The organism is Oryzisolibacter sp. LB2S (assembly GCF_040732315.1).
Classification (GTDB): Bacteria; Pseudomonadota; Gammaproteobacteria; order Burkholderiales; family Burkholderiaceae_C; genus Alicycliphilus; species Alicycliphilus soli.
Window position 1 is genome coordinate 434,988 of the sequence record NZ_CP160388.1, and the last position, 21,791, is coordinate 456,778.

19 protein-coding genes are annotated in these 21,791 nt (G+C 66.5%); 8 read left to right on the forward strand and 11 right to left on the reverse strand.

From position 1 onward, the window contains the following. Positions 1-21 precede the first annotated feature (21 nt). Entirely contained in the window at positions 22-345 is a 324-nt protein-coding gene (locus ABUE11_RS02085; protein ID WP_367067387.1) for a DUF1840 domain-containing protein, read from the forward strand. Between the two features lie 122 nt (positions 346-467). On the opposite strand, the gene ABUE11_RS02090 is transcribed toward ABUE11_RS02085, so the two are convergent. Both ABUE11_RS02090 and ABUE11_RS02095 read right to left on the reverse strand, forming a co-directional pair. Beyond that, positions 468-1,457 carry a tripartite tricarboxylate transporter substrate-binding protein gene (locus ABUE11_RS02090; protein WP_367067388.1) on the reverse strand — a complete coding sequence of 330 codons (990 nt, stop codon included), beginning with the start codon at positions 1,455-1,457 and terminating at the stop codon, positions 468-470. A 62-nt stretch (positions 1,458-1,519) separates the two neighbouring features. After that, entirely contained in the window at positions 1,520-2,890 is a 1,371-nt protein-coding gene (locus ABUE11_RS02095) for a hypothetical protein (protein WP_367067389.1), read from the reverse strand. A gap of 120 nt (positions 2,891-3,010) precedes the next feature. Here ABUE11_RS02095 and ABUE11_RS02100 point away from each other — a divergent pair, with 120 nt between their 5' ends. Together ABUE11_RS02100 and ABUE11_RS02105 are read left to right on the forward strand one after the other, a co-directional pair. Next, positions 3,011-3,928 carry a LysR family transcriptional regulator gene (locus ABUE11_RS02100; RefSeq protein WP_367067390.1) on the forward strand — a complete coding sequence of 306 codons (918 nt, stop codon included), beginning with the start codon at positions 3,011-3,013 and terminating at the stop codon, positions 3,926-3,928. Positions 3,929-3,954: 26 nt separating this feature from the next. Beyond that, the gene (locus tag ABUE11_RS02105) at positions 3,955-4,896 is read left to right on the forward strand and encodes a tripartite tricarboxylate transporter substrate binding protein (protein ID WP_367067391.1); all 942 of its coding nucleotides are present in this window, start codon (positions 3,955-3,957) and stop codon (positions 4,894-4,896) included. Between the two features lie 162 nt (positions 4,897-5,058). Here the strand turns inward: ABUE11_RS02105 and ABUE11_RS02110 are convergent, their stop codons facing one another. The 8 genes from ABUE11_RS02110 to ABUE11_RS02145 form a co-directional block, all read right to left on the reverse strand. Further along, positions 5,059-6,048 carry a tripartite tricarboxylate transporter substrate-binding protein gene (locus tag ABUE11_RS02110; RefSeq protein WP_367067393.1) on the reverse strand — a complete coding sequence of 330 codons (990 nt, stop codon included), beginning with the start codon at positions 6,046-6,048 and terminating at the stop codon, positions 5,059-5,061. An 81-nt stretch (positions 6,049-6,129) separates the two neighbouring features. Further along, complete coding sequence (locus ABUE11_RS02115; RefSeq protein WP_367067394.1) at positions 6,130-7,377, reverse strand: AMP-binding protein; 1,248 nt, start codon at positions 7,375-7,377, stop codon at positions 6,130-6,132. Between the two features lie 87 nt (positions 7,378-7,464). Beyond that, on the reverse strand, positions 7,465-8,274 hold the full coding sequence (locus ABUE11_RS02120; protein ID WP_367067395.1) for an ABC transporter ATP-binding protein: 810 nt from the start codon (positions 8,272-8,274) through the stop codon (positions 7,465-7,467). A gap of 136 nt (positions 8,275-8,410) precedes the next feature. Continuing rightward, positions 8,411-9,757 (reverse strand): ABC transporter substrate-binding protein, encoded by a 1,347-nt coding sequence (locus ABUE11_RS02125; RefSeq protein ID WP_367067396.1) that lies wholly within the window; start codon positions 9,755-9,757, stop codon positions 8,411-8,413. A gap of 40 nt (positions 9,758-9,797) precedes the next feature. After that, complete coding sequence (locus ABUE11_RS02130) at positions 9,798-10,874, reverse strand: branched-chain amino acid ABC transporter permease (RefSeq protein ID WP_367067398.1); 1,077 nt, start codon at positions 10,872-10,874, stop codon at positions 9,798-9,800. 14 nt (positions 10,875-10,888) lie between these two features. Beyond that, positions 10,889-11,818, reverse strand: coding sequence for a branched-chain amino acid ABC transporter permease (locus ABUE11_RS02135; protein WP_367067399.1), 930 nt, complete (start codon positions 11,816-11,818; stop codon positions 10,889-10,891). Positions 11,819-11,839: 21 nt separating this feature from the next. Then, entirely contained in the window at positions 11,840-12,625 is a 786-nt protein-coding gene (locus ABUE11_RS02140) for an ABC transporter ATP-binding protein (RefSeq protein WP_367067400.1), read from the reverse strand. A 10-nt stretch (positions 12,626-12,635) separates the two neighbouring features. Beyond that, a complete protein-coding gene (locus ABUE11_RS02145) occupies positions 12,636-14,567 on the reverse strand; it encodes an AMP-binding protein (protein ID WP_367067401.1) in 1,932 nt (643 codons plus the stop codon). 223 nt (positions 14,568-14,790) lie between these two features. Here ABUE11_RS02145 and ABUE11_RS02150 point away from each other — a divergent pair, with 223 nt between their 5' ends. The 5 genes from ABUE11_RS02150 (at position 14,791) to ABUE11_RS02170 (ending at position 20,641) form a co-directional block, all read left to right on the forward strand. Then, on the forward strand, positions 14,791-16,458 hold the full coding sequence (locus tag ABUE11_RS02150; protein WP_367067403.1) for an AAA family ATPase: 1,668 nt from the start codon (positions 14,791-14,793) through the stop codon (positions 16,456-16,458). Between the two features lie 5 nt (positions 16,459-16,463). Further along, positions 16,464-17,237: a general secretion pathway protein GspB gene (locus ABUE11_RS02155; protein ID WP_367067405.1), complete on the forward strand. Its 774-nt coding sequence runs from the start codon at positions 16,464-16,466 to the stop codon at positions 17,235-17,237. Between the two features lie 133 nt (positions 17,238-17,370). Then, positions 17,371-18,084, forward strand: a complete 714-nt coding sequence (locus tag ABUE11_RS02160) for a Crp/Fnr family transcriptional regulator (protein ID WP_367067407.1) — start codon at positions 17,371-17,373, stop codon at positions 18,082-18,084. Between the two features lie 116 nt (positions 18,085-18,200). Beyond that, positions 18,201-20,165, forward strand: a complete 1,965-nt coding sequence (gene htpG / locus ABUE11_RS02165) for a molecular chaperone HtpG (RefSeq protein WP_367067409.1) — start codon at positions 18,201-18,203, stop codon at positions 20,163-20,165. Positions 20,166-20,191: 26 nt separating this feature from the next. Continuing rightward, positions 20,192-20,641 (forward strand): hypothetical protein, encoded by a 450-nt coding sequence (locus ABUE11_RS02170; protein ID WP_367067410.1) that lies wholly within the window; start codon positions 20,192-20,194, stop codon positions 20,639-20,641. Positions 20,642-20,651: 10 nt separating this feature from the next. Here ABUE11_RS02170 and lldD read toward each other — a convergent pair whose 3' ends face one another. Next, positions 20,652-21,791 carry an FMN-dependent L-lactate dehydrogenase LldD gene (lldD, locus tag ABUE11_RS02175; RefSeq protein WP_367067411.1) on the reverse strand — a complete coding sequence of 380 codons (1,140 nt, stop codon included), beginning with the start codon at positions 21,789-21,791 and terminating at the stop codon, positions 20,652-20,654.

Below are 21,791 nucleotides of genomic sequence, written 5' to 3' on the forward strand. Positions count from 1 at the left end.
CTTGATTCCGGAACCACAACCATGCTCTACAAGTTCAAATCCCGCGCCACCGCCGATCTCATCATGCTCGAGCCCAACGGGCGCCAGCTGCTGGAGATCATCGGCAAGACGCCCGACGCCCACGGCATCGTGACCGCGGCGCAGATACCTGCAGCCATTGCCGCACTCGAGGCCGCCGTGCGCGCCGACGATGCCGCGCGCGGCCCGCAGGCCGACGACGACCAGGAGACGCCCGAGGACGATGCCGCGCCGCAGCACGACACCGTGAGCCTGCGCCGGCGCGCCGCGCCCTTCATCGACATGCTGCGCCGCAGCGCCGCCGAAGGCCACGACGTGGTCTGGTGACGCCTGCCGCTGCCCGCTGGCGCCGGCTGCACCGCCCAAGGTCTGCAACCGGCGCTGCATCATGAGATGAAAAAAAGCCCGGTGCCTGGGCACCGGGCTCGGGGCGTTGCGCCTGCGGGAGATCAGTCTGCGTAGGCGTTGGCGGCCTTGATCACGGCGCCCCACTTGTCGATCTCGGACTGCACGAACTTCTTGTGTTCGGCCGGCAGTACGCGCTTGTCGGCCACGACGACGGCGCCCAGGCCTTCCTGCTTCTTGATGAAATCGGGGTCCTTGACGGCCACCTGCAGGGCCTCGTTGATGCGCGTGAGCACCGCTACGGGCGTCCCCTTGGGCGCGTACAGGCCATGCCAGACCGAGACGCTGAAGTCCTTGAGGCCGCTCTCCTGCAGCGTCGGCAGATCCTTGAGCGCGGGCATGGTCAGGCGCTGGGCGGTGGTGACGGCAAAGGCCTTGACCTTCTTGCCCTCGATCTGCGACGTGGTGTTGGTCGTCTGGTCGCACATCAGGTCGATCTGGCCGCCGATCAGGTCGGTGATGGCCGGCGCAGCGCCCTTGTAGGCCACGGGCGTCATGTGCGACTGCAGCGCGCTCTGGAACATCAGGCCGCACAGATGGCCGGCCGAGCCCAGGCCCGAATGGCCCAGGTTGACCTTCTCCTTGTTCTGGGAGATCCAGGCCGACAGCTCCTTGAAGTTCTTCGCCTCCAGGGTCGGGCGCGAGATGATGGTCATGGGCACATCGTTGACGATGCCCAGGTACTCGAAGTCGTTCAGCACGTTGAACGACAGCTTGCGGTACAGCGAGGGGATGGTGGCCATGCCGATGTGCGTCAGCAGCAGGGTGTAGCCATCGGGCTGGGCGCGCGCGACCTTGGCCACGCCGATGGTGCTGCCGGCGCCGGCGGCGTTGTCGATGACGACGGTGGCGCCGCCCAGGGGCTTGCGCAGGGCCTCGGCCAGGTCACGTGCCACGCGGTCGGTGGGGCCACCGGCCGAGAACGGCACGACGATGGTGACGGACTTGCCTGCGGCCGGGAAGGTCTGGGCCGATGCGCAGAACGCGGCCAGGATGGCGGCGGTGGCCAAGGAAATGTTGAAAGCAATTTTCATGAGACTAGCTGAGGAAGTTGTGCAGGAGAGGCGGGGCGACAGCTTGGTTGAAGGCGTTGAACTCATTCCGGTCGTTGGCGTGCGGCCACGCGTGTTTCCAATGCTGCAGGTGTGTAGGATGGACTGAAGCTGCAGCCAGCGCCGAACTGCGCCTCGAACTCGATACAGGCGGATGCAATCTCAGCCGGAGTTGGTTTGGTGCCGGTTGCAACCCAGTGCAATAACGCCTTCATAAGCGTTGGATAGGTGGGGTCGCTGATGTAGCTGTGCGTGCCCTCGTTGGTGAACGTTTGTACCAATCGCCCTGCGCTGCCGCCTCGCTGCATCAACGAGCGAAAGTATGCGTCCAGTTCTACGAATGCGGTCGGATCGCTGATCCATTTGACCGTGAGCACGGGCACGGGAATCTTGCCGGTTGGATCCATGTCGTCGGCGAGCTTGCGATAGGCCGTGGGGTCGGCTCGGTAGCGCAGCACGCCTGCATTGAGTGCGACATCATCAGACGAACCCGTGTAGATGGCCCCTTCATTGCCAAATGGACTGACGCCACCGGTGCGCTTGCTGGATATGTCCTGAAAGTGCAGCGTTCCCCAGTTCAGATGCGACAGGATTTGACTTTCCGGAATCCGTATCACGTTCACCAGTGTTTGCACTTTTGCCTGCTGCTCTGCCGTACGTTGTGATGCAGGTTTATTGAGCGCTAGGCATTCGTTGGCACGGCTGGCGATATCTGCCTGTTTCATGCTTGTGCCTGCGGGCAAGCCCAGGTTGAGAGCGTACTGAGGCTCGCTGGGGCGTGGGTGGTTCCCGCATAGGTATTGATACACAACGCGCAGGTCGGTCCGGAAATCGTATGAGCGCGTACCGCCACCGAGCACGCCACTGGACAGTAGCACGCCGTCATACGGCTGCTCGCCTACTGTTTCCTGGGTGAAGGTTTCCGCAGCCTTGACGGCCACAGCCGCGCCCCACGATTGGCCATGCAAGATGGTGCGCTCGGGCTTGCCCACATGCGAGCGGAAGATTCCGCGTAGGCGCTCGGTATCCTCAGCCGCCGCACGGGCCTCAACCCCTCCCTGGCGGAACGTGGATCCGGCCCAGGCGTAACCTGCCTTGACCATGATGGCCCAGCGCGTCAGATCCTCTTCGGCTCGTTCGATGGTAGGCGCACTCAACGAAGGGCCTCCATGTGCATGCAGAACCAGAGTGCCGTTCCAGTTGGCTGGCTTGGCAATCAGGTAGTACGCGCCCTTAGAGTCAACTCCCGACAGGCATGAGGCCGTGGCTGGAACTGCAGTGGGGCAGGTCGTGGCTTGAGGTGCCTTTTCAATGGAGCTGGCTGGTCCGCTGAGCGTCACTGAGCCGCCACCACAGCCGGCAACGCCCGAAAGAACGAGAAGAGTGGCGCCGCCGAGGCGCAATGAACGATGCATGGATGTCTCCTTGGGTGGGGGTGTTGTGCTAGGGCTGTTGTTAGCGCCTGCTGGTGATTCTGGGAGGACTTGTTTAATATTTCAAAGATTTTTAATGTATGAGTTGAATACGTTGTTCATATGGAATTGCGCCATCTTCGCTATTTCCTTGCCGTGGCAGAGGCAGGGCACATAACCCGGGCCGCCGAGCACCTGGGAATACAGCAGCCTCCGCTGTCACATCAGATTCGCGCGCTGGAAGCAGAGCTGGGCACAGAACTTTTTGTTCGACATGCCAAGGGTGTGGACCTCACGCATGCGGGTTGTCAGCTGCGTGCCGAAGCCATGCGACTGATGAATGATTTCGAGTCCATGACCGGTCGCATGCAGGCATTCGTGCGTGGTGAGCATGGGCGCATCGAAGTGGGCTTCACGAGTTCGGCGGCGGCCCATGCGTTCACTCCCGAGGTGCTGCGTTTATGTCGTCGGCGCTACCCCGGCATCGCACTGAACGTGCGTGAAAACAATGCCGCAGAAATCACCGAGGCGCTGGCCGGAGGCCAACTGCATTGCGGTTTTTTGCGCTTGCCTGTGTCACAGCCAGAAGGAGTGGTCTTTGAGCCTCTGCTTGACGAAGACGCGGTGCTGGCAATTCCCAAGGACCACAGGTTGGCGCGAGCGCGCTCGCGGCCGGTTGCTCTCAAAGAACTGCACGGTGAGCGCTTGGTGCTGGTCCGTCGGCCCGGCGCGCCGGGGCTCTACGCCAACCTGCTGGCTCTTTGTGCGCAACACGCAGTGCATGTGGAACTTGCCGCCGAGGTGGAGCGGATGATGACCAATGTGAACCTGGTGGCTGCTGGCGTGGGGCTGTCTATCGTACCGGAGTCCGTGCGCGGGATGCATCCACATGCCGTTGTGTATCGCGTGTTTGAGCCCTCGGTGCGCTTAAGCGCACCGCTTACCCTTGCGTATCGGCGGAACGATTGCGCGGGCCCGATAGGCGGGTTTGTCGCCTTGGCGCGTGAGCTTGCGCAGCGACACGTTCAGAGGGCGTGTTGAAACTCAGCATGTAAACGGACCACGCAATGCTGTCGCGTCGTGGCTTGCTTCGGGCCATCTGCCTTTCTGTCTATTGGTCATCGGAGGTTGTGCCGCGTGCAGTGGCGCAGCAGGCCTGGCCTTGTCAGGCCGTCAGGCTGCTGGTGGCTTACCCGCCCGGTGGTGTGAGCGACATGATGGCCCGGGTACTGGCGGAACAATTGTCTGCCACATGGGGGGTGCAAGTTCGTGTGGAGAACAGGCCCGGAGCCAGTGGCACCCTTGCCTTGCGTTCGCTGTTACGCAGTGCGCCCGATGGGCACACCCTGGCTTTTGCCGCGGTGACTGCTGTGGCATTGCTGGACGAGGCTTGGAACGATACGCCGCGGCTGAGCGTCGTACCCGTGGCTGGAGTGATGCGCACGCCTATGTTGCTGGTAGGCACACCAGCGCTGAAGGCAAGCACCTTTGCGGAGATGTTGGTCGAGGCACGACAGGTCCCCGGAGGTCTGCGCTGGGCAACGACAGGGACGGGGACGACGGGTCACTCGGTGTTGCAACGCATTGCCAGTGCCACGGGAATACGATTCGTTCATGTGCCTTACAAAGGGGGAGGGCAACAGATTACGGATGCGCTGGGCGGGCACTTTGAACTCTTGTCTACGAACGTGGCGTCGCGCCAGCTTGAAGCGCTGCACAGGAGAAAACTCAGGGCGCTGGCTGTGGGTGCTCCGCAGCGTTTGCCCGTGTTGCCGCAGGTGCCAACGTTTGCGGAGCTGGGATACGCACAGGCAAATCTGGACTCCTTGTTCGGCCTGTTTGCTCCACCACATACACCCGAGTCTTTGGTCGAACGCGTACATGACGGCGTGGCGCACGCATTGAGAGAGCCATCCATCCGCGAGAAGCTGCTCGCCGCCAACAATCAACCTTTCGATGGTTCCGTCGTAGATTTCTCACGTGAGGTGTTGCAGAAGGCTGAGCGCTAGGCCACTTGCCGTTTGAGCTGTATGCATTCTCCTGTGCACGGTGAGGAAGGCACCATTTGCAGGCGCGTTGGCGTGCCGTCGGCCCGCAGGATTACCCGCAATCGGCGCACAAAAAAGCCCGGTGCCTGGGCACCGGGCTCGGGGCGTTGCGCCTGCGGGAGATCAGTCTGCGTAGGCGTTGGCGGCCTTGATCACGGCGCCCCACTTGTCGATCTCGGACTGCACGAACTTCTTGTGTTCGGCCGGCAGTACGCGCTTGTCGGCCACGACGACGGCGCCCAGGCCTTCCTGCTTCTTGATGAAATCGGGGTCCTTGACGGCCACCTGCAGGGCCTCGTTGATGCGCGTGAGCACCGCTACGGGCGTCCCCTTGGGCGCGTACAGGCCATGCCAGACCGAGACGCTGAAGTCCTTGAGGCCGCTCTCCTGCAGCGTCGGCAGATCCTTGAGCGCGGGCATGGTCAGGCGCTGGGCGGTGGTGACGGCAAAGGCCTTGACCTTCTTGCCCTCGATCTGCGACGTGGTGTTGGTCGTCTGGTCGCACATCAGGTCGATCTGGCCGCCGATCAGGTCGGTGATGGCCGGCGCAGCGCCCTTGTAGGCCACGGGCGTCATGTGCGACTGCAGCGCGCTCTGGAACATCAGGCCGCACAGATGGCCGGCCGAGCCCAGGCCCGAATGGCCCAGGTTGACCTTCTCCTTGTTCTGGGAGATCCAGGCCGACAGCTCCTTGAAGTTCTTCGCCTCCAGGGTCGGGCGCGAGATGATGGTCATGGGCACATCGTTGACGATGCCCAGGTACTCGAAGTCGTTCAGCACGTTGAACGACAGCTTGCGGTACAGCGAGGGGATGGTGGCCATGCCGATGTGCGTCAGCAGCAGGGTGTAGCCATCGGGCTGGGCGCGCGCGACCTTGGCCACGCCGATGGTGCTGCCGGCGCCGGCGGCGTTGTCGATGACGACGGTGGCGCCGCCCAGGGGCTTGCGCAGGGCCTCGGCCAGGTCACGTGCCACGCGGTCGGTGGGGCCACCGGCCGAGAACGGCACGACGATGGTGACGGACTTGCCTGCGGCCGGGAAGGTCTGGGCCGATGCGCAGAACGCGGCCAGGATGGCGGCGGTGGCCAGTGTGAGCTTGAAGGGGTGGTTCATGATGCTCCTTTGATTGAAACGCGCAATGATAGGGCGCGAATTGCGTGGCGCCAGCCCCTCGGTGCCGGTGTCGGTGCTGTGTCAGCGATAGCTGCGTGCGTCCTCGATCACCTTGCCGTCGTTGGGCAGGCTGCCCGGGGGCAGCATCTGCACCTCGCCGCGCAGCTTGGTGACCTCGCGCAGCGCATCCTGCAGCAGATCGGCCAGGCCGGGCGCGGTCTCCTGGGTCTCGACCTGCAACACCATCTGGTCATTGGCCATCTCGCCGCTGACCACCAGGCGGGCCTTGGTGATCTGCGGGAAGCGCTTGACGACCTGCGCCACCTGACCCGGGTGCACGAACATGCCGCGCACCTTGGTGGTCTGGTCGGCGCGCCCCAGCCAGCCCTTGATGCGGGTGTTGGTGCGCCCCGTGGGGCAGGCGCCGGGCAGCACGGCCGAGAGGTCGCCGGTGCCGAAGCGGATCAGCGGGTAGTCGGGGTTGAGCGTGGTGACCACCAGTTCGCCGACCTCGCCCTCGGGCACGGGGTCGCCCGTGCCGGGGCGCACGATCTCCACGATCACGCCCTCGTCGAGCACCAGTCCCTCGCGTGCGCTGGTCTCGTAGGCGATCAGGCCCAGGTCGGCCGTGCCATAGCACTGGTAGCCGGCGACGCCCTGCTGGGCGAACCAGTCGCGCAGCGAGGGCGGGAAGGCCTCGGCCGAGAGCAGGGCCTTGGTCAGGCTGGGGAGCTCGACGCCCATCTCGGCGGCCTTCTCGAGAATGATCTTCAGAAAGCTCGGCGTGCCGATGTAGCCCGCGGGCCGGAGGTCGGCCATGGCCTGCACCTGCTGCTCGGTCTGGCCCGTGCCGCCCGGAAACACCGTGCAGCCGAGCGCGTGGGCGCCGCTTTCCATCATCGAGCCCGCGGGCACGAAGTGGTAGGAGAAGCAGTTGTGCGCGAGCTCGCCCGCGCGAAAACCCGCGGCGTACAGCGCGCGCGCCATGCGCCAGTAGTCGGAGCGCGCGCCCTCGGGCTCGTAGATCGGACCGGGGCTGGCGAACACGCGCGGCATGGCGGCGCCGAAGCCCGTGGTCGCAAAGCCGCCGAAGGCGTTGTCCGCGCGCTGGGCCTGCTGGCGCTCGTGCAGTTCGTACTTGCGTGTCACGGGCAGCTGGGCCAGCGCCGCGCGGCTGGTGACGGCCCGGGCATCGACGCCGGCCAGGATGCTCGCGAATGCGCTGCTGGACTTTTGCGCGTGCGCAATCTGCTGCGGCAGGGCAGCCATCAGCGCGGCTTCGCGCTCCTCGGGACTGCGGGTTTCCAGCGCGTCGTAAAACGGATTCATGGCCATGCTTTCCTGTGCGGGTGGACTATGGGTAAAAATGGCCGCCAACGCTTGCCAGTAAAGCGCGAGCAGCTATGAAAATTGCGGTCATGCGAGCCAGCGCTTGCGCCGCTTGTAGCTCTTCACGTCCTTGAAGCTCTTGCGCTCGCCGCCGCCGACTCCGAGGTAGAACTCCTTGACGTCCTCGTTGTTGGCGAGTTCCTGGGCCGGGCCGTCCATGACGATGCGGCCGCTCTCCATGATGTAGCCGTAGTCGGCGTACTTGAGGGCCATGTTGGTGTTCTGCTCGGCGAGCACGAAGGTGACCTTTTCCTTGCTGTTGAGGTCCTTGACGATGTGGAACACCTCGTCGACGATCTGCGGCGCCAGGCCCATGGAGGGCTCGTCGAGCAGCACGATGCTGGGGTTGCACATCAGCGCGCGGCCGATGGCGCACATCTGCTGCTCGCCGCCCGAGGTGTAGGCCGCCTGGCTCGTGCGCCGGGTCTTCAGGCGCGGGAAGTAGTTGTAGACCTTCTCCAGGTTGCGCGCGATCTCGGCCTTGTCGGTGCGCGTGTAGGAGCCGGTCATGAGGTTCTCCTCGATCGTCAGGTGGGCGAAGCAGTGGCGCCCCTCCATCACCTGGACCACGCCGCGCTTGACCAGGTCCGCGGGCGAGAGGTTCTCGATGCGCTCGCCGCGCAGTTCGATGCTGCCCTTGGTGACCTCGCCGCGCTCGGCCTTGAGCAGGTTGGAGATGGCACGCAGCGTGGTCGTCTTGCCCGCGCCGTTGCCGCCCAGGATGGCGACGATGCTGCCCTCGGGCACCGCGAGCGAGACGCCCTTGAGCACCAGGATCACATGGTTGTAGATGACCTCGATGCCGTTGACGCTCAGAACGATGTTTTTGCTGTCCATGGTGTTGCCTTCGCTTTGCCAATCGGGAGGGCTGCGCTCGCAACCCTCTCGATTGGCGGCTGCCGGCCGGCAGCCGCCGTGCAAGGGCCGCCGCGACGAGCCGCCGCATCGGGCGGCAGCTCTCGCGCGCGGCGCCTCAGGACGATGCCTGCCCCGGGGACTGGCAGTCCTTCACGTCGCGGCGCTGCATCTTCTTGTCGGCCAGGTACTTGTCCGCGCCGGTCTTCACCATGGGCTTGATGATCTGCTCGTCAGCCTGGTACCAGTCGCTGCTCATCTTCCAGTTCTTGCCGTCCCAGGTATGCACGCGCGCCCAGGTCGATCCCATGTGGTCGGAGCAGCTCGTGGAGATGGGGCGGATCACGTCGTTGAAGCCCAGCGCGTCCAGCCTCTTCTGGTCGAGCGCCAGGTTCTCCAGGCCCCAGCGCACCTGCTCGCCCGTCATGACCTTGCCCTTGCCGAAGTGCTCCTGCGCGCGGCGCACGGCCTCCACGCTCAGCATCTGGATGATGACGCCGCGCGTGTACAGCACCGAGCCCACCTCGTCCTTCGGACCTGTGCCCTGGCCCTTGTCGTGCACGTACTTCAGGATGTCCTGCATCACCTTGGACTGCGTGCCATGGCCGTTGAGCGCCAGCGCGTGGTAGCCCTTGGCGCCATCGCCCACGTCGCGCACATCGGGCTCGGCACCGGCCCACCACACGCCATACATCTTGTCGCGCGGGTAACCCGTGGCCTGGGCCTCCTTGAGGGCGGTGGAGTTCATCACGCCCCAGCCCCACAGCAGCACATAGTCGGGCCTGTCCTTGCGCACCTGCAGCCAGGTGGCCTTCTGCTCCACGCCGGGGGCCGTCACGGGCAGCAGCTGCAGCTCGAAGCCGTGCATCTTGGCGCGCTCCTGCAGGAGCGGGATGGGCTCCTTGCCGAACGGGCTGTCGTGGTAGACGAGGGTGATCTTCTTGCCCTTGAGCTTGTCCAGGCCGCCGGCGTTCTTGCCGATGTGCTGGATCAGGATGTCGGCACCCGTCCAGTAGCTGCCCATGAGCGGGAAGTTCCACTTGAAGGCCATGCCGTCCTGCGAGACGGACAGGCCGTAGCCCAGCGTCATCAGCGGAATCTTGTCCACGGGCGCCTTCTCGGTCAGCGCAAAGGTGATGCCGGTGGCCTGAGGGTCGAACACCGTCACGCCGGGGCGGCTCTTGAGGCGCTCGTAGCATTCGACGCCGCGGTCCGTCATGTAGCCGGTCTCGCATTCCTCGAACGTGAGCTTGACGCCGTTGATGCCGCCGTCGCGCGCGTTGATCATCTTGATGTAGTCCTGCTTGCCGTTGGCCCAGGGCGTGCCGTTGGGAGCGTAGGGACCGGTGCGGTAGGACAGCAGCGGGAAGAACTGTTCCTTGGCCTGCGCGAAGGCGTTGGTGGCCACGCCGGCGGCGCCTGCGGCCACTACGGCGGTTGCGATCACGATCTTCGATAGCTTCATGGTTGTCTCCTAGTTAGAGGTGGTTGGAAGCAGGGGGGAGTCAATGCGGGAAGGGCCACACGCGCAGCTTCTGCTTGGCGGTGGACCAGAGCTTGGCCAGGCCATGCGGCTCGACGATGAGGAACCAGACGATGAGCGCGCCAAAGATCATGAGTTCCGCGTGGGACAGCCCGGCGGTGGAGATCTCGATGCCGAACAGATCCAGGAATCCGGGCAGGAACTGGTTGAGGAAGATGGGCAGCACGACGATGAAGGCAGCGCCGAAGAAGCTGCCCATGATGGAGCCCAGGCCGCCGATGATGACCATGAACAGCAGCTTGAAGGACACCTCGACCGAGAACGCGGCCGGCTCCCACGAGCCTAGGTGGACGAAGGCCCACAGGGCGCCCGCCATGCCAATGATGAAGCTGCTGACCGCGAAGGCCGATAGCTTGGCGAACATGGGGCGGATGCCTATCACCGCAGCGGCCACGTCCATGTCGCGAATCGCCATCCACTCGCGGCCTATGGCGCCGCGTACCAGGTTCTTGGCCAGTAGGGCCACGACCACGAGCAGCGCCAGGCAGAACAGGTACTTGCTCATCGCGCTTTCTATGGGCATGCCCAGCACCTGCAGATCGTTCACCGACACCGAGCCGGAGTCGGAGTTGTTCGTGAGCCACTTGATGCGCAGAAACATCCAGTCGCTGAAGAACTGCGCCGCCAGGGTGGCCACCGCCAGGTACAGGCCGCGCACGCGCAGGCTGGGCAGGCCGAACAGGATGCCGAAGAACGTGGCGCACAGACCGCCAAGGATCAGCGCGGGAACCAGCGGCATGCCCGGAAAGCGCACGAAGAAGTTGAACGCACCGTAGGCGCCCACGGCCATGAAGGCGCCCGAGCCCAGCGAGATCTGCCCGCAATAGCCCACCAGGATGTTCACGCCCAGCGCCGCCATCGACATGATGACCAGCGGAATCAGGATGGCGCGGTAGAAGTAGTCGCTGGCCAGCATGGGGACCAGCACGAAGGCCGCGGCCACCAGGGCCAGGACGACGATGCGATCCTGAGCGATGGGGAAGATCTGCTGATCTGCGCGGTAGCTGGTCTTGAACTGGCCGTTTTCTCTGTAGAACATTCTCGGCTCCCCCCTTAGACGCGATCGATGATTTTTTCCCCAAAGAGCCCCTGGGGTCTGAACAAGAGAAACACCAGGGCCAGCACATAGGCAAACCAGATCTCGATGCCACCGCCCACGAAGGGGCCGAGGTAGACCTCGGAGAGCTTCTCTCCCACGCCGATGATCAGGCCGCCGATGATGGCGCCAGGCACGCTGGTCAGCCCCCCCAGGATCACCACCGGCAGCGCGCGCAGCGCCACCGTGGTCAGCGAGAACTGCACGCCGAGCTTGCTGCCCCAGATCATCCCGGCCACCAGGGCCACGACACCGGCCACGCACCAGACGATGACCCAGATGCGGTTGAGCGGAATGCCGATGGACTGTGCCGCCTGGTGGTCGTCGGCCACGGCGCGCAGCGCGCGGCCCGTGCCAGTCTTCTGGAAGAACAGGCTCAGCAGCACCACGAGCGCGGCGGCGATGGCGGCGGCGATCACGTCTTCCTTGTTCACCAGCACGCCGCCCTCGAACACCGACTCCAGCAGGAACGTGGGGTCCTTGGGCATGCCCACGTCGATCTTGTAGATGTCGCTGCCGAACAGCGTCTGGCCCAGGCCTTCCATGAAGTAGGTGATGCCCAGCGTGGCCATCAGCAGCGTGGCGCCTTCCTGGTTCACCAGGTGGCGCAGCACCAGCCGCTCGATGATCCAGGCGCAGACGAACATGATGGCACCCGCGATGATGAAGGCCGCGAGGTTGGCCAGCACCATGTTCTCGATGCCGGTCCACGCCGGGATCCATTCCGCGAAGCGCGCCATGGCCAGGGCCGCGAACAGCACCATCGCGCCCTGCGCGAAGTTGAACACGCCCGAGGCCTTGAAGATCAGCACGAAGCCCAGCGCCACCAGCGAGTACAGCATGCCCGCCATCAGGCCGCCGATGAGGGTTTCCAAAAAGAATGCCATGGTTGCTCTCCTGCCTTGCCCTCAGTGCCCGGCGCCCAGGTAGGCGCGGATCACGTCCTCGTTGTTGCGCACTTCATCGGGCGCGCCGTCGCCGATCTTCTTGCCGTAGTCCAGCACCACGACGCGGTCGGAGATGTCCATCACCACACCCATGTCATGCTCGATGAGGACGATGGTGGTGCCGAACTCGTCGTTCACGTCGAGGATGAAGCGGCACATGTCCTGCTTTTCCTCGACGTTCATGCCGGCCATGGGCTCGTCGAGCAGCAGCACCTGCGGCTCCATGGCGAGCGCCCGTCCCAGGTCGACGCGCTTTTGCAGGCCGTAGGGCAGCTGGCCCACGGGGGTCTTGCGGTACGCCTGTATCTCCAGGAAGTCGATGATGTGCTCGACGAACTCGCGGTGTGCGATCTCTTCGCGCGCGGCCGGGCCTATGCGCAGCGCCTGCATGAGCAGGTTGCTTTTGATCTTCAGGTTGCGCCCGGACATGATGTTGTCGATCACGCTCATTCCCTTGAACAACGCCAGGTTCTGGAAGGTGCGCGCCACGCCCATCTCGGCCACCTGGCGGCTGTTCATGTGGTCGAAGGTCTTGCCACGGAAGGTGATGGAGCCCTCGCTCGGCGTGTAGACACCGTTGATGCAGTTGAGCATCGAGCTCTTGCCCGCGCCGTTGGGGCCGATGATGGAGCGGATCTCGTGTTCCTTGACGTTGAACGAGATGTCCGTGAGCGCCTTCACGCCGCCAAAGCGCAGGCTGATGTTCTTGATGTCCAGGATGACATCGCCGATCTTCTTGCTGGTCATTGCGTGTTCCTCAGGCGGCGGCGCGGGCCGGGTGGGTCTTGGCGTCGACGATCTTGAGCGTGGCGCTCACACTGCCCTTGCGCCCGTCCTCGAACTTCACCTGGGTCTCGATGAACTGCTCGCTCTTGCCCGCATACAGCGCATCGATGAGCACGCCGTACTTGTCGGCGATGAAGTTGCGCCGCACCTTGCGCGTGCGCGTGAGCTCGTCGTCGTCGGGGTCGAGCTCCTTGTGCAGCACGAGAAAGCGCGCCACCTGGGTGTCGGCCATGCCGGTCTCGCCCGCGAGGTCGGCATTCACCCGGGCCACGCAGTCGGCGACCAGCTCCAGCACCTTGGCCTTGGAGGCCAGGTCCACATAGCCCGCGTAGGGCAGGTTCTGGCGCTCGGCCCAGTTGCCCACGGCGTCGAAGTCGATGTTGATGAAGGCGCAGACCTGATCCTTGTCATGGCCGAAGCACACGGCCTCCTTGATGTGCGGGAAGAACTTGAGCTTGTTCTCGATGTAGTTGGGCGCGAACATCGCGCCTCCGGCGAGCTTGCCCACGTCCTTGGCGCGGTCGATGATGCGCAGCTGGCCGCGCGCGTCGATCACGCCGGCGTCGCCCGTGTGAAACCACCCGTTGGCGTCGATCACCTCGGCCGTGGCGTCGGGACGCTTGTAGTACTCCTTGAGCACCGACACGCCCTTGACCAGCACCTCGCCGTTGTCGGCGAGCTTGAGCTCTATGCCCGGCGCGGCCTGGCCCACGGTGTTCAGATCCACCTGGCCGTCGCGCTGCAGGCAGACATAGGCGCAGGTCTCGGTCTGGCCGTAGAACTGCTTCAGGTTGATGCCTATGGAGCGGAAGAAGCGAAACAGCTCGGGCCCGATGGCCGCGCCCGCCGTATAGGCCACGCGGATGCGCGACAGGCCCATGGCGTTGCGCAGCGGCCCGTACACGGCGAAATCGGCCAGGCGGTACTTGAGCCGGTCGAGCGCACCCACGGGCCGGCCGTCCAGAATGTCCGAGCCCACGCGGCGCGCGAGCTGCATGGCCTTTTCATACATGCGGCGCTTGAAGGGCGCGGCGTCCTCCATGCGGATCTGGATCGAGGTCAGCATGCCCTCGAACACGCGCGGCGGCGCGAAGTAGTACGTGGGGCCGATCTCGCGCATGTCTATGCTCACGGTGCTGGCAGACTCCGGGCAGTTGATGGTGTAGCCCGCCACCAGCCACTGCGCGAGCGAGAACAGGTGGTCGCCCACCCAGGCGGGCGGCAGGTAGGAAATGATGCTGTCGCTCGGGCCCAGCCTGTCCACCTCGGCCGCGCCGCTGGCCGCGCCGATGAAGGATGCATGCGTCTGGCACACGCCCTTGGGCTTGCCCGTGGTGCCCGAGGTGTAGAGGATGACCGACACGTCCTGGGCGCCGATCTGGCCGAGCATGGCCTCCCAGACGCCGGGATGCTCGTCGTCCCACTTGCGGCCGCGGGCCACGAGGTCGGCCCGGCTGATCAGGCCGGGCTGGTCGTAGTTGCGCAGGCCGCGCGGGTCGTCGTAGATGATGTGGGTCAGGCCCGAGGTGGACTCGCGCACCTCGAGCAGCTTGTCCACCTGCTCCTGGTTTTCGGCGAAGGCGAAGTGGATGTCGGCGTCCTCGATGACGAAGCTCATCTCGCTGGCCACGGCATCCTGGTAGAGCGGAATCGGCACCCCGCCTATGCTCTGCACCGCGACGAAGCCCATGTACACATGGGGGCGGTTGTCGCTGATCAAGGCCAGGTTCTGCCCCTTGGCAAAGCCCAGCGACAGCAGGCCGCAGGCCATGGCGCGCACCTCGGCGGCGGCGGCCTTCCAGCTCCAGGTCTGCCAGATGCCATATTCTTTTTCGCGCAGCGCCGGGGCGTCCGGGCGCTGGGCGGCGTGCTGCAGCAGCAAATGGGGGAATGTGGTCGTCATTCCGGTTCCTATGGGACTCTGTGAAACGGGTGGACAGGCACCGGCGGGGGCCATGCCATCGCAGAATTGCGGGCATGGTAGGGAATACTTTGACGCCATAGTGTCTTTCTGACGACAATCTTCGGGTAAATCCTAGAAGGTCAAACCCTGTTTTCGCTGGTTCGAGCCGGTGCGCGGCCATGCGGGCGGCCGCCGATGCGCGGGGGCGCTATCCTCCCCGCCCATGTACGTCCCGTTCTTCGGCCTTGCGCATGCGCCGTTTTCCATCGCTCCCGACCCGCGCTACCTGTTCATGAGCGCGCGCCACCGCGAGGCGCTGGCGCATCTGCTCTACGGGCTCGAGGCGGGCGGCGGCTTCGTGCTGCTCACGGGCGAGATCGGCACCGGCAAGACCACCGTGTGCCGCTGCTTTCTGGAGCAGATTCCGGCGCACTGCAACGTGGCCTACATCTTCAATCCACGGCTCACGGTGCCGGAGCTGCTGCGCTCCATCTGCGACGAGTTCGGCGTGGCGCACCGCGCCGCGGCGGCGGGGGGCGAAACCGTCAAGGACTGCCTGGACCCGCTCAACGCGTTCCTGCTCGCGCAGCATGCGGCCGGGCGCAACAACGTGCTCATCATCGACGAGGCGCAGAACCTTGCGCCCGACGTGCTCGAGCAGCTGCGCCTGCTCACCAACCTCGAGACCAGCGAGCGCAAGCTGTTGCAGATCATCCTCATAGGCCAGCCCGAGCTGCGCACCATGGTCGCCGCGCCCGAGCTCGAGCAGCTCGCGCAGCGTGTGATCGCGCGCTACCACCTCGACGCACTGAGCGCCGAGGAGTCGCAGCAGTACATCGCCCATCGCCTGGCCGTCGCGGGATGGCAGGGGCCGCCGCCGTTCGCGCGCCGGGCGCTCGCGCGCGTGCATGCGCTCACGCAGGGCGTGCCGCGGCGCATCAATCTGCTGTGCGACCGGGCCCTGCTCGGCGCCTATGCCGCGGGAGCGCGCGAGGTCACCGACGCCATGGTGCGCCAGGCGGCGCGCGAGGTGTTCGGCGCGCCCGCCGCGCGCACCGCGCCACGCCGCTGGGGGCTGGCCGCGGCGGCCGCGCTGGCCGGCGCGGTCGCGGCCGGTGCCATTGGCTGGGGCATGGGCTGGCGGCCCATGCAGGCGGGCGAAAAGGCGCAGTCCGTCGCCGCGACGCCGGCCCCAGCCGGGGCCGGCGCGCAGGAGGCTGCGCCGACCCCGAGCACCGGCCCGCGCCAGGGCGATGGTGAGCTGGCGTCGTTTCTTGCGCGCCAGCCCGCGGCGGACGCGCCCGCGGGCTGGCAGTGGCTTGCCCGGGCCTGGCAGGCGCAGGGGCCGCTCGCCGCGGGCGACCCCTGCGCGCAGCTCGCGCAGCAGGGGCTGCGCTGCCATCGCCAGCGCCGCGCCAGCCTGAGCCTGCTGCGCCTGCTCGACCGGCCGGTGCTGCTCACCCTGCATCCATCGCCCGCGCCCGAGGCCGGGCCGCAGGCCGTCGTGGTGATGCTGCGCCGGCTCGACGGCGACATGGCCACGCTCGAGGGCGAGGGCGGCGCACGCCAACAGGTGCCGGTGGCCGATCTGGCGCCCCTGTGGCGCGGCGAGATCGCCACCCTGTGGAAGGCACCCGCCAACCTGCCGCCCGGCGAGAGCGTGACGACGAGCGCCGCGGGCGCCGCCTGGCTCGAGCGGCGCCTGACCGCGGCCGGCACTCCAGCAGCCGATGCGCGCGGCCAGAAGCCCGAACAGCGGCTGCGTGCCCGCATTCATGCCTTCCAGCTGAGCCAGGGCCTGACGCCCGACGGCCAGGCTGGCCCCTTGACGCTGATGATGCTCAACCGCGCCGCCGGCGTGCAGGAGCCCCGTCTGCGCAGCAATGATTGATTGCCATGTCCTACATTCTTGATGCCCTGCAGCGCGCCCAGGCCGAACGCGGCCGGGGCGAGGTTCCCGGCCTGCACACGCCGCCACCGCCGGCCTTGCGCGCGCAGGCCGCACCATCGGCCCCGGCGCGCCTGGCCTGGCTGGCCGCCGCGTTGCTGGTCGGCGCGGGCCTGACGGGCGCCGCCTGGTGGCTCTGGCCCCGGCCGCCGGCACCTGCTGCCCTGGCGCCCCAGGCTCCCGTGCCTGCCACGGTGTCGGCCGCGCCGCCCGCACCGGCCGAACCCGCGGCGGTGCCGCAGGCACCTGCCGAGCGGCCTGCCGCATCGAGGCCGGTTGAGAGGCCAGCGGAAAAACGGGCCGAGAAACCCGCCGGGAAATCCGCGGAGAAGGCCGCGCAGAAACCCACGGAAAAGGCGGCAGACAGGGCCGCAGACCGGCCCGCGCGCAAGCCCGTGGAGAAGGCCGCCGCGGCACCGGAGCGCAGGCCTGCGGCGCCGCCGGCCGCCGCGCCCGGTCGCCCGGCCGCCCCGGAATCCAACGCCTCGGCCCCGGTGTTTGCCCAGGCCGATCTGCCCCCGGCCGTGCGCGAGCAGCTGCCCCGGCTGCAGCTCGCGGGTGTGACCTATTCGTCCAACCCGCTGTACCGCATGGTCATCGTCAATGGCCAGGTGCTGCACGAGGGCGATCAGGCGGCCCCGGGGCTGGTGCTCGAGCGCATAGAGCCCGGGCGCACGGTCTGGGCGTTTCGCGGCTATCGCTATGCGCTGCCCTCGCAGTGACTTGGAGTTTGAACGAAATTGGGCCCTAGCCCTTTATTGACAAGCGCAAGCAGCTATCGAAACAATAGTTTGCCGCCGGGCTTCGTGGTATTCCCGCTGCCCCCGGTGGCGCTTTGGCGCGATGCTCGCGGCCATGAGCCAAGAACTGTCCCTGCACCAGCGCCGCCGCCCGCCCACCGTGCAGGAGCTCGACGGCATTCCCTGGCTGGTGCGGCTGCTTCCCGCCGAGCGCGAGCGCGCCGTGGCCGCCGTGGTCGTGGGTGACGCCAACCCCGGCGACTATGTCTGCCGCGTGGGCCGGCCCGTGACCTACTGGTTTGGCGTCGTGCAGGGGCTGCTCAAGATGAACACCGACAACGCCGACGGCGCCAGCATGACCCTGGCCGGCCTGCCGCCGGGCGGCTGGTTTGGCGAGGGCACGGCCGTCAAGCGCGAGCCCTACCGCTACAACGTGCAGGCGCTGCGCAAGAGCCTGGTGGCCGGTCTGCCCATAGACACCTTCCACTGGCTGCTCGACCATTCCATTGGCTTCAACCGTTTCGTCATGAGCCAGCTCAACGAGCGCCTGGGCCAGTTCATCGCCGTGCGCGAGATCGACCGCCTCACCAACCCCGACCTGCGCGTGGCGCGCAACCTCGCGGCGCTGTTCAATCCCGTGCTCTACCCCGGCGTGGGCGAGGTGCTGCGCATCACCCAGCAGGAGCTCGCCTACCTCGTGGGCCTGTCGCGCCAGCGCGTCAACGAGGCCCTGGCCGTGCTGCAGGACCAGGGCGCGATCCGCGTGGAATATGGCGGCCTGCGCGTGCTCGACCTGCAGGCGCTGCGCGTCGGCCAGTTTCTGCGCTGAGCGCCGCCGTCTCCCGGGCCCTTGAAGCGGGCGTTTTCGCCCCCAGATGCGGTGGCGTTCCGGCGTTGCCGGAAATCACGCCTACGTCATAGATCGATCCGATTCAGAAAACGCCCATGAGCAAGCACACCCATTCGTTCCAGGCCGAAGTCGCACAGCTGCTGCACCTGGTCACGCATTCGCTGTACTCCAACAAGGAAATCTTTCTGCGCGAGCTGGTCTCCAACGCCAGCGACGCCTGCGACAAGCTGCGCTTCGAGGCGCTCAACGACGCCACGCTGTTCGAGGACGCGCCCAACCTGGAGGTGCGCCTGTCCTTCGACAAGGCCGCGCGCACCCTCACCATCACCGACAACGGCATCGGCATGAGCACGCAGGAGGCGATAGACCACCTGGGCACCATCGCCAAGAGCGGCACCAAGGACTTCATGAGCCGCCTCACGGGCGACCAGAAGCAGACTGCGAGCGAACAGGGCCAGCTCATCGGCCAGTTCGGCGTGGGCTTCTACTCGGGCTTCATCGTCGCCGACCGCATCACCGTGGAGAGCCGCCGCGCGGGCCTGAAGGCCAGCGAGGGCGTGCGCTGGGCCAGCAGCGGCGCGGGCGACTTCGAGGTCGAGCAGATCGAGCGCGCGGCGCGCGGCACCAGCGTCATCCTGCACCTGCGGGGCGATGCCGAGGAATACCTCAACGCCTGGCAGCTCAAGCAGATCATCGGCAAATACTCCGACCACATCAGCCTGCCCATCCTCATGGAAAAGGAGGAATGGAAGGAGGGCGAGAAGGAGGGCGAGCCCGGCAGCATGGTCAAGACCGGCGAGTGGGAGACCGTGAACAAGGCCAGCGCCCTGTGGTCGCGCCCCAAGAAGGACATCACGCCCGAGCAGTACCAGGACTTCTACAAGTCCATCAGCCATGACTTCGAGGCGCCGCTGACCTGGAGCCACAACCGCGTCGAGGGCAATACCGAGTACACGCAGCTCCTGTACATCCCGGCCAAGGCCCCGTTCGATCTGTGGAACCGCGACAAGAAGGCGGGCGTGAAGCTGTATGTCAAGCGCGTCTTCATCATGGACGACGCCGAGGCGCTGATGCCGCAGTACCTGCGCTTCGTCAAGGGCGTGATCGACTCCGCCGACCTGCCGCTCAACGTGAGCCGCGAGCTGCTGCAGGAGTCGCGCGACGTGCGCCTGATCCGCGACGGATCGGTCAAGCGCGTGCTCTCCATGCTCGAAGACCTGGCCAAGCACGACAGGCATGAGGCCGCGGCCGAAGGCGCCGACGGTGTCACCGATGTGGTGAGCGAGGAGGACAAGGCCAAGGAGGGCAAGTACACGCAGTTCTATGCCGAGTTCGGCGCCGTGCTCAAGGAGGGCCTGGGCGAGGACTTCGCCAACCGCGAGCGCCTGGCCAAGCTGCTGCGCTTTGCCTCCACGAGCAGCGACGCCGTCACCGTGTCCCTGGCGGACTACAAGGCGCGCATGAAGGAGGGCCAGGAGGCCATCTACTACATCACCGCCGACACCCTGGCCGCGGCCAAGCACAGCCCGCAGCTCGAGGTCTTCAGGAAGAAGGGCATCGAGGTGTTGCTCATGACCGACCGCGTGGACGAGTGGGCGCTGAACTACCTGCACGACTTCGACGGCACGCCGCTGCAGTCCGTGGCCAAGGGCGCGGTGGACCTGGGCAAGCTGCAGGACGAGGCCGAGAAGAAGGCGGCGGAGGAAGCCGCCGAGTCCTTCAAGCCCGTGCTGGCCAGGCTCAAGGAGGCGCTCAAGGACAAGGCCGAGGACGTGCGCGTGACCACGCGCCTCGTCGATTCGCCCGCCTGCCTCGTGGTGCAGGACGGCGGCATGAGCACGCAGCTCGCGCGCATGCTCAAGCAGGCCGGCCAGAGCGCGCCCGAGACCAAGCCCGTGCTCGAGGTCAACCCCGAGCATGCCCTCGTCAAGAAGCTCGACGGCAGCGTGCATTTCCACGACCTGGCGCATATCCTGTTCGACCAGGCGCTGCTCGCCGAAGGCGGCCTGCCCGACGACCCGGCGGCCTACGTCAAGCGCGTGAACGCGCTGCTCGCGTAACCCATCCCACATGAGGACCTGAACCCATGCGCCATCGATTCCCTGCACGATGGAGCGCCACCCTGGCACCGAGGCTGGCGATCGCCGGCCTGCTTGCGGGCCTGCTCGCGGGCTGTGGCTCGGTGGGCGGCGGCGTGGGCGTTGGCATCCCCGTGGGCCCGGTCTCCATTGGCGTGGGGCTGGGCACGGGCGGCGTCAGCGCCGGCGTGGGTGTGGGCGCCGGGCCGGTGGGCGTGGGCGTCGGGGTGAACCAGCGCGGCCAGGTGCTGGGCGGCGCCGGCGTGGGCGTCTCCACCGGCGTGGGTGGAGCCCGCGTGGGTGCGGGCGTGGGCAGCTCGACGGTGCTGCATGACCCGGCACGCAACGATGCCGCGCCGGCTCAAACCGAAACGCCGGCACCGGCCGGCGACGCAGTCGAGTGGCGCGATTCCAGCGGCCGGGTCGTGCCGGCCTGCAGGGTCGAGGGGGGCTGCTGAGCCTGCGGGCTCAGGCTTCGCGCACCAGCATCTCGCCCGAGATGTCGGCCACGCGGGCCACGCTGGTCAGCGTCATGGCCACGCGCATTTCCTTCTCCAGCAGCTCCAGCAGCTGCTTGACGCCGGCCTCGCCGGCGGCGGCCAGCGCATAGATGTAGGCGCGGCCTATCATGGCGCAGTCCGCGCCCAGGGCCAGGGCGCGCACGACATCCAGGCCATTGCGCACGCCCGAGTCGAGCAGGATCTTGATCTGCCCCTTGACCGCGTCGGCGATCGCCGGCAGCGCGCGCGCCGAGGACAGCACGCCGTCGAGCTGGCGCCCGCCATGGTTGGAGACGATGATGCCGTCGGCGCCAAAGCGCACGGCGTCCTTGGCGTCCTCGGGGTCGAGGATGCCCTTGATGACCATGGGTCCCTTCCAGAACGCACGAATCCACTCCAGGTCCTTCCAGGAGATGGAGGGGTCGAAGTTCGCACCCAGGTAGCCCATGTAGTCCTCCAGGCCCGTGGGGCGGCCGCGGTAGGCCGAGATGTTGCCCAGGTCGTGCGGACGCCCCAGCAGCCCCACATCCAGCGCCCAGCGCGGGTGCAGCACGGCCTGCAGGTAGCGGCGCATGGCGGCGTTGGGGCCGCTCATGCCCGAATGCGCGTCGCGGTAGCGTGCGCCGGGCACGGGCATGTCCACGGTGAACACCAGGGTCGAGCAGCCGGCCGCCTGGGCGCGCTCGAGCGCGTTCTGCATGAAGCCGCGGTCCTTGAGCACGTAGAGCTGGAACCACATGGGGCGGCGGATCTGCGGCACGACCTCCTCAATGGGGCAGACCGAGACACTGGACATGGTGAACGGAATGCCGTGCGCGTCGGCCGCGCGCGCGGCCTGCACCTCGCCGCGGCGGCGGTACATGCCGGTCAGGCCCACGGGCGACAGCGCCACGGGAATGCTGAGCTTCTCGCCGAACAGCTCGGTGCTGGTGTCGAGCTGACTCATGTCCTTGAGCACGCGCTGGCGCAGCGCCACGGCCGACAGGTCGTCGACGTTGCGCCTGAGCGTCTGCTCGGCATAGGCGCCGCCGTCGATGTAGTGGAACAGAAAGGGCGGCAGGAACTTCTCTGCGGCGGCGCGGTAGTCGGCGCTGGAGGAAATGATCAT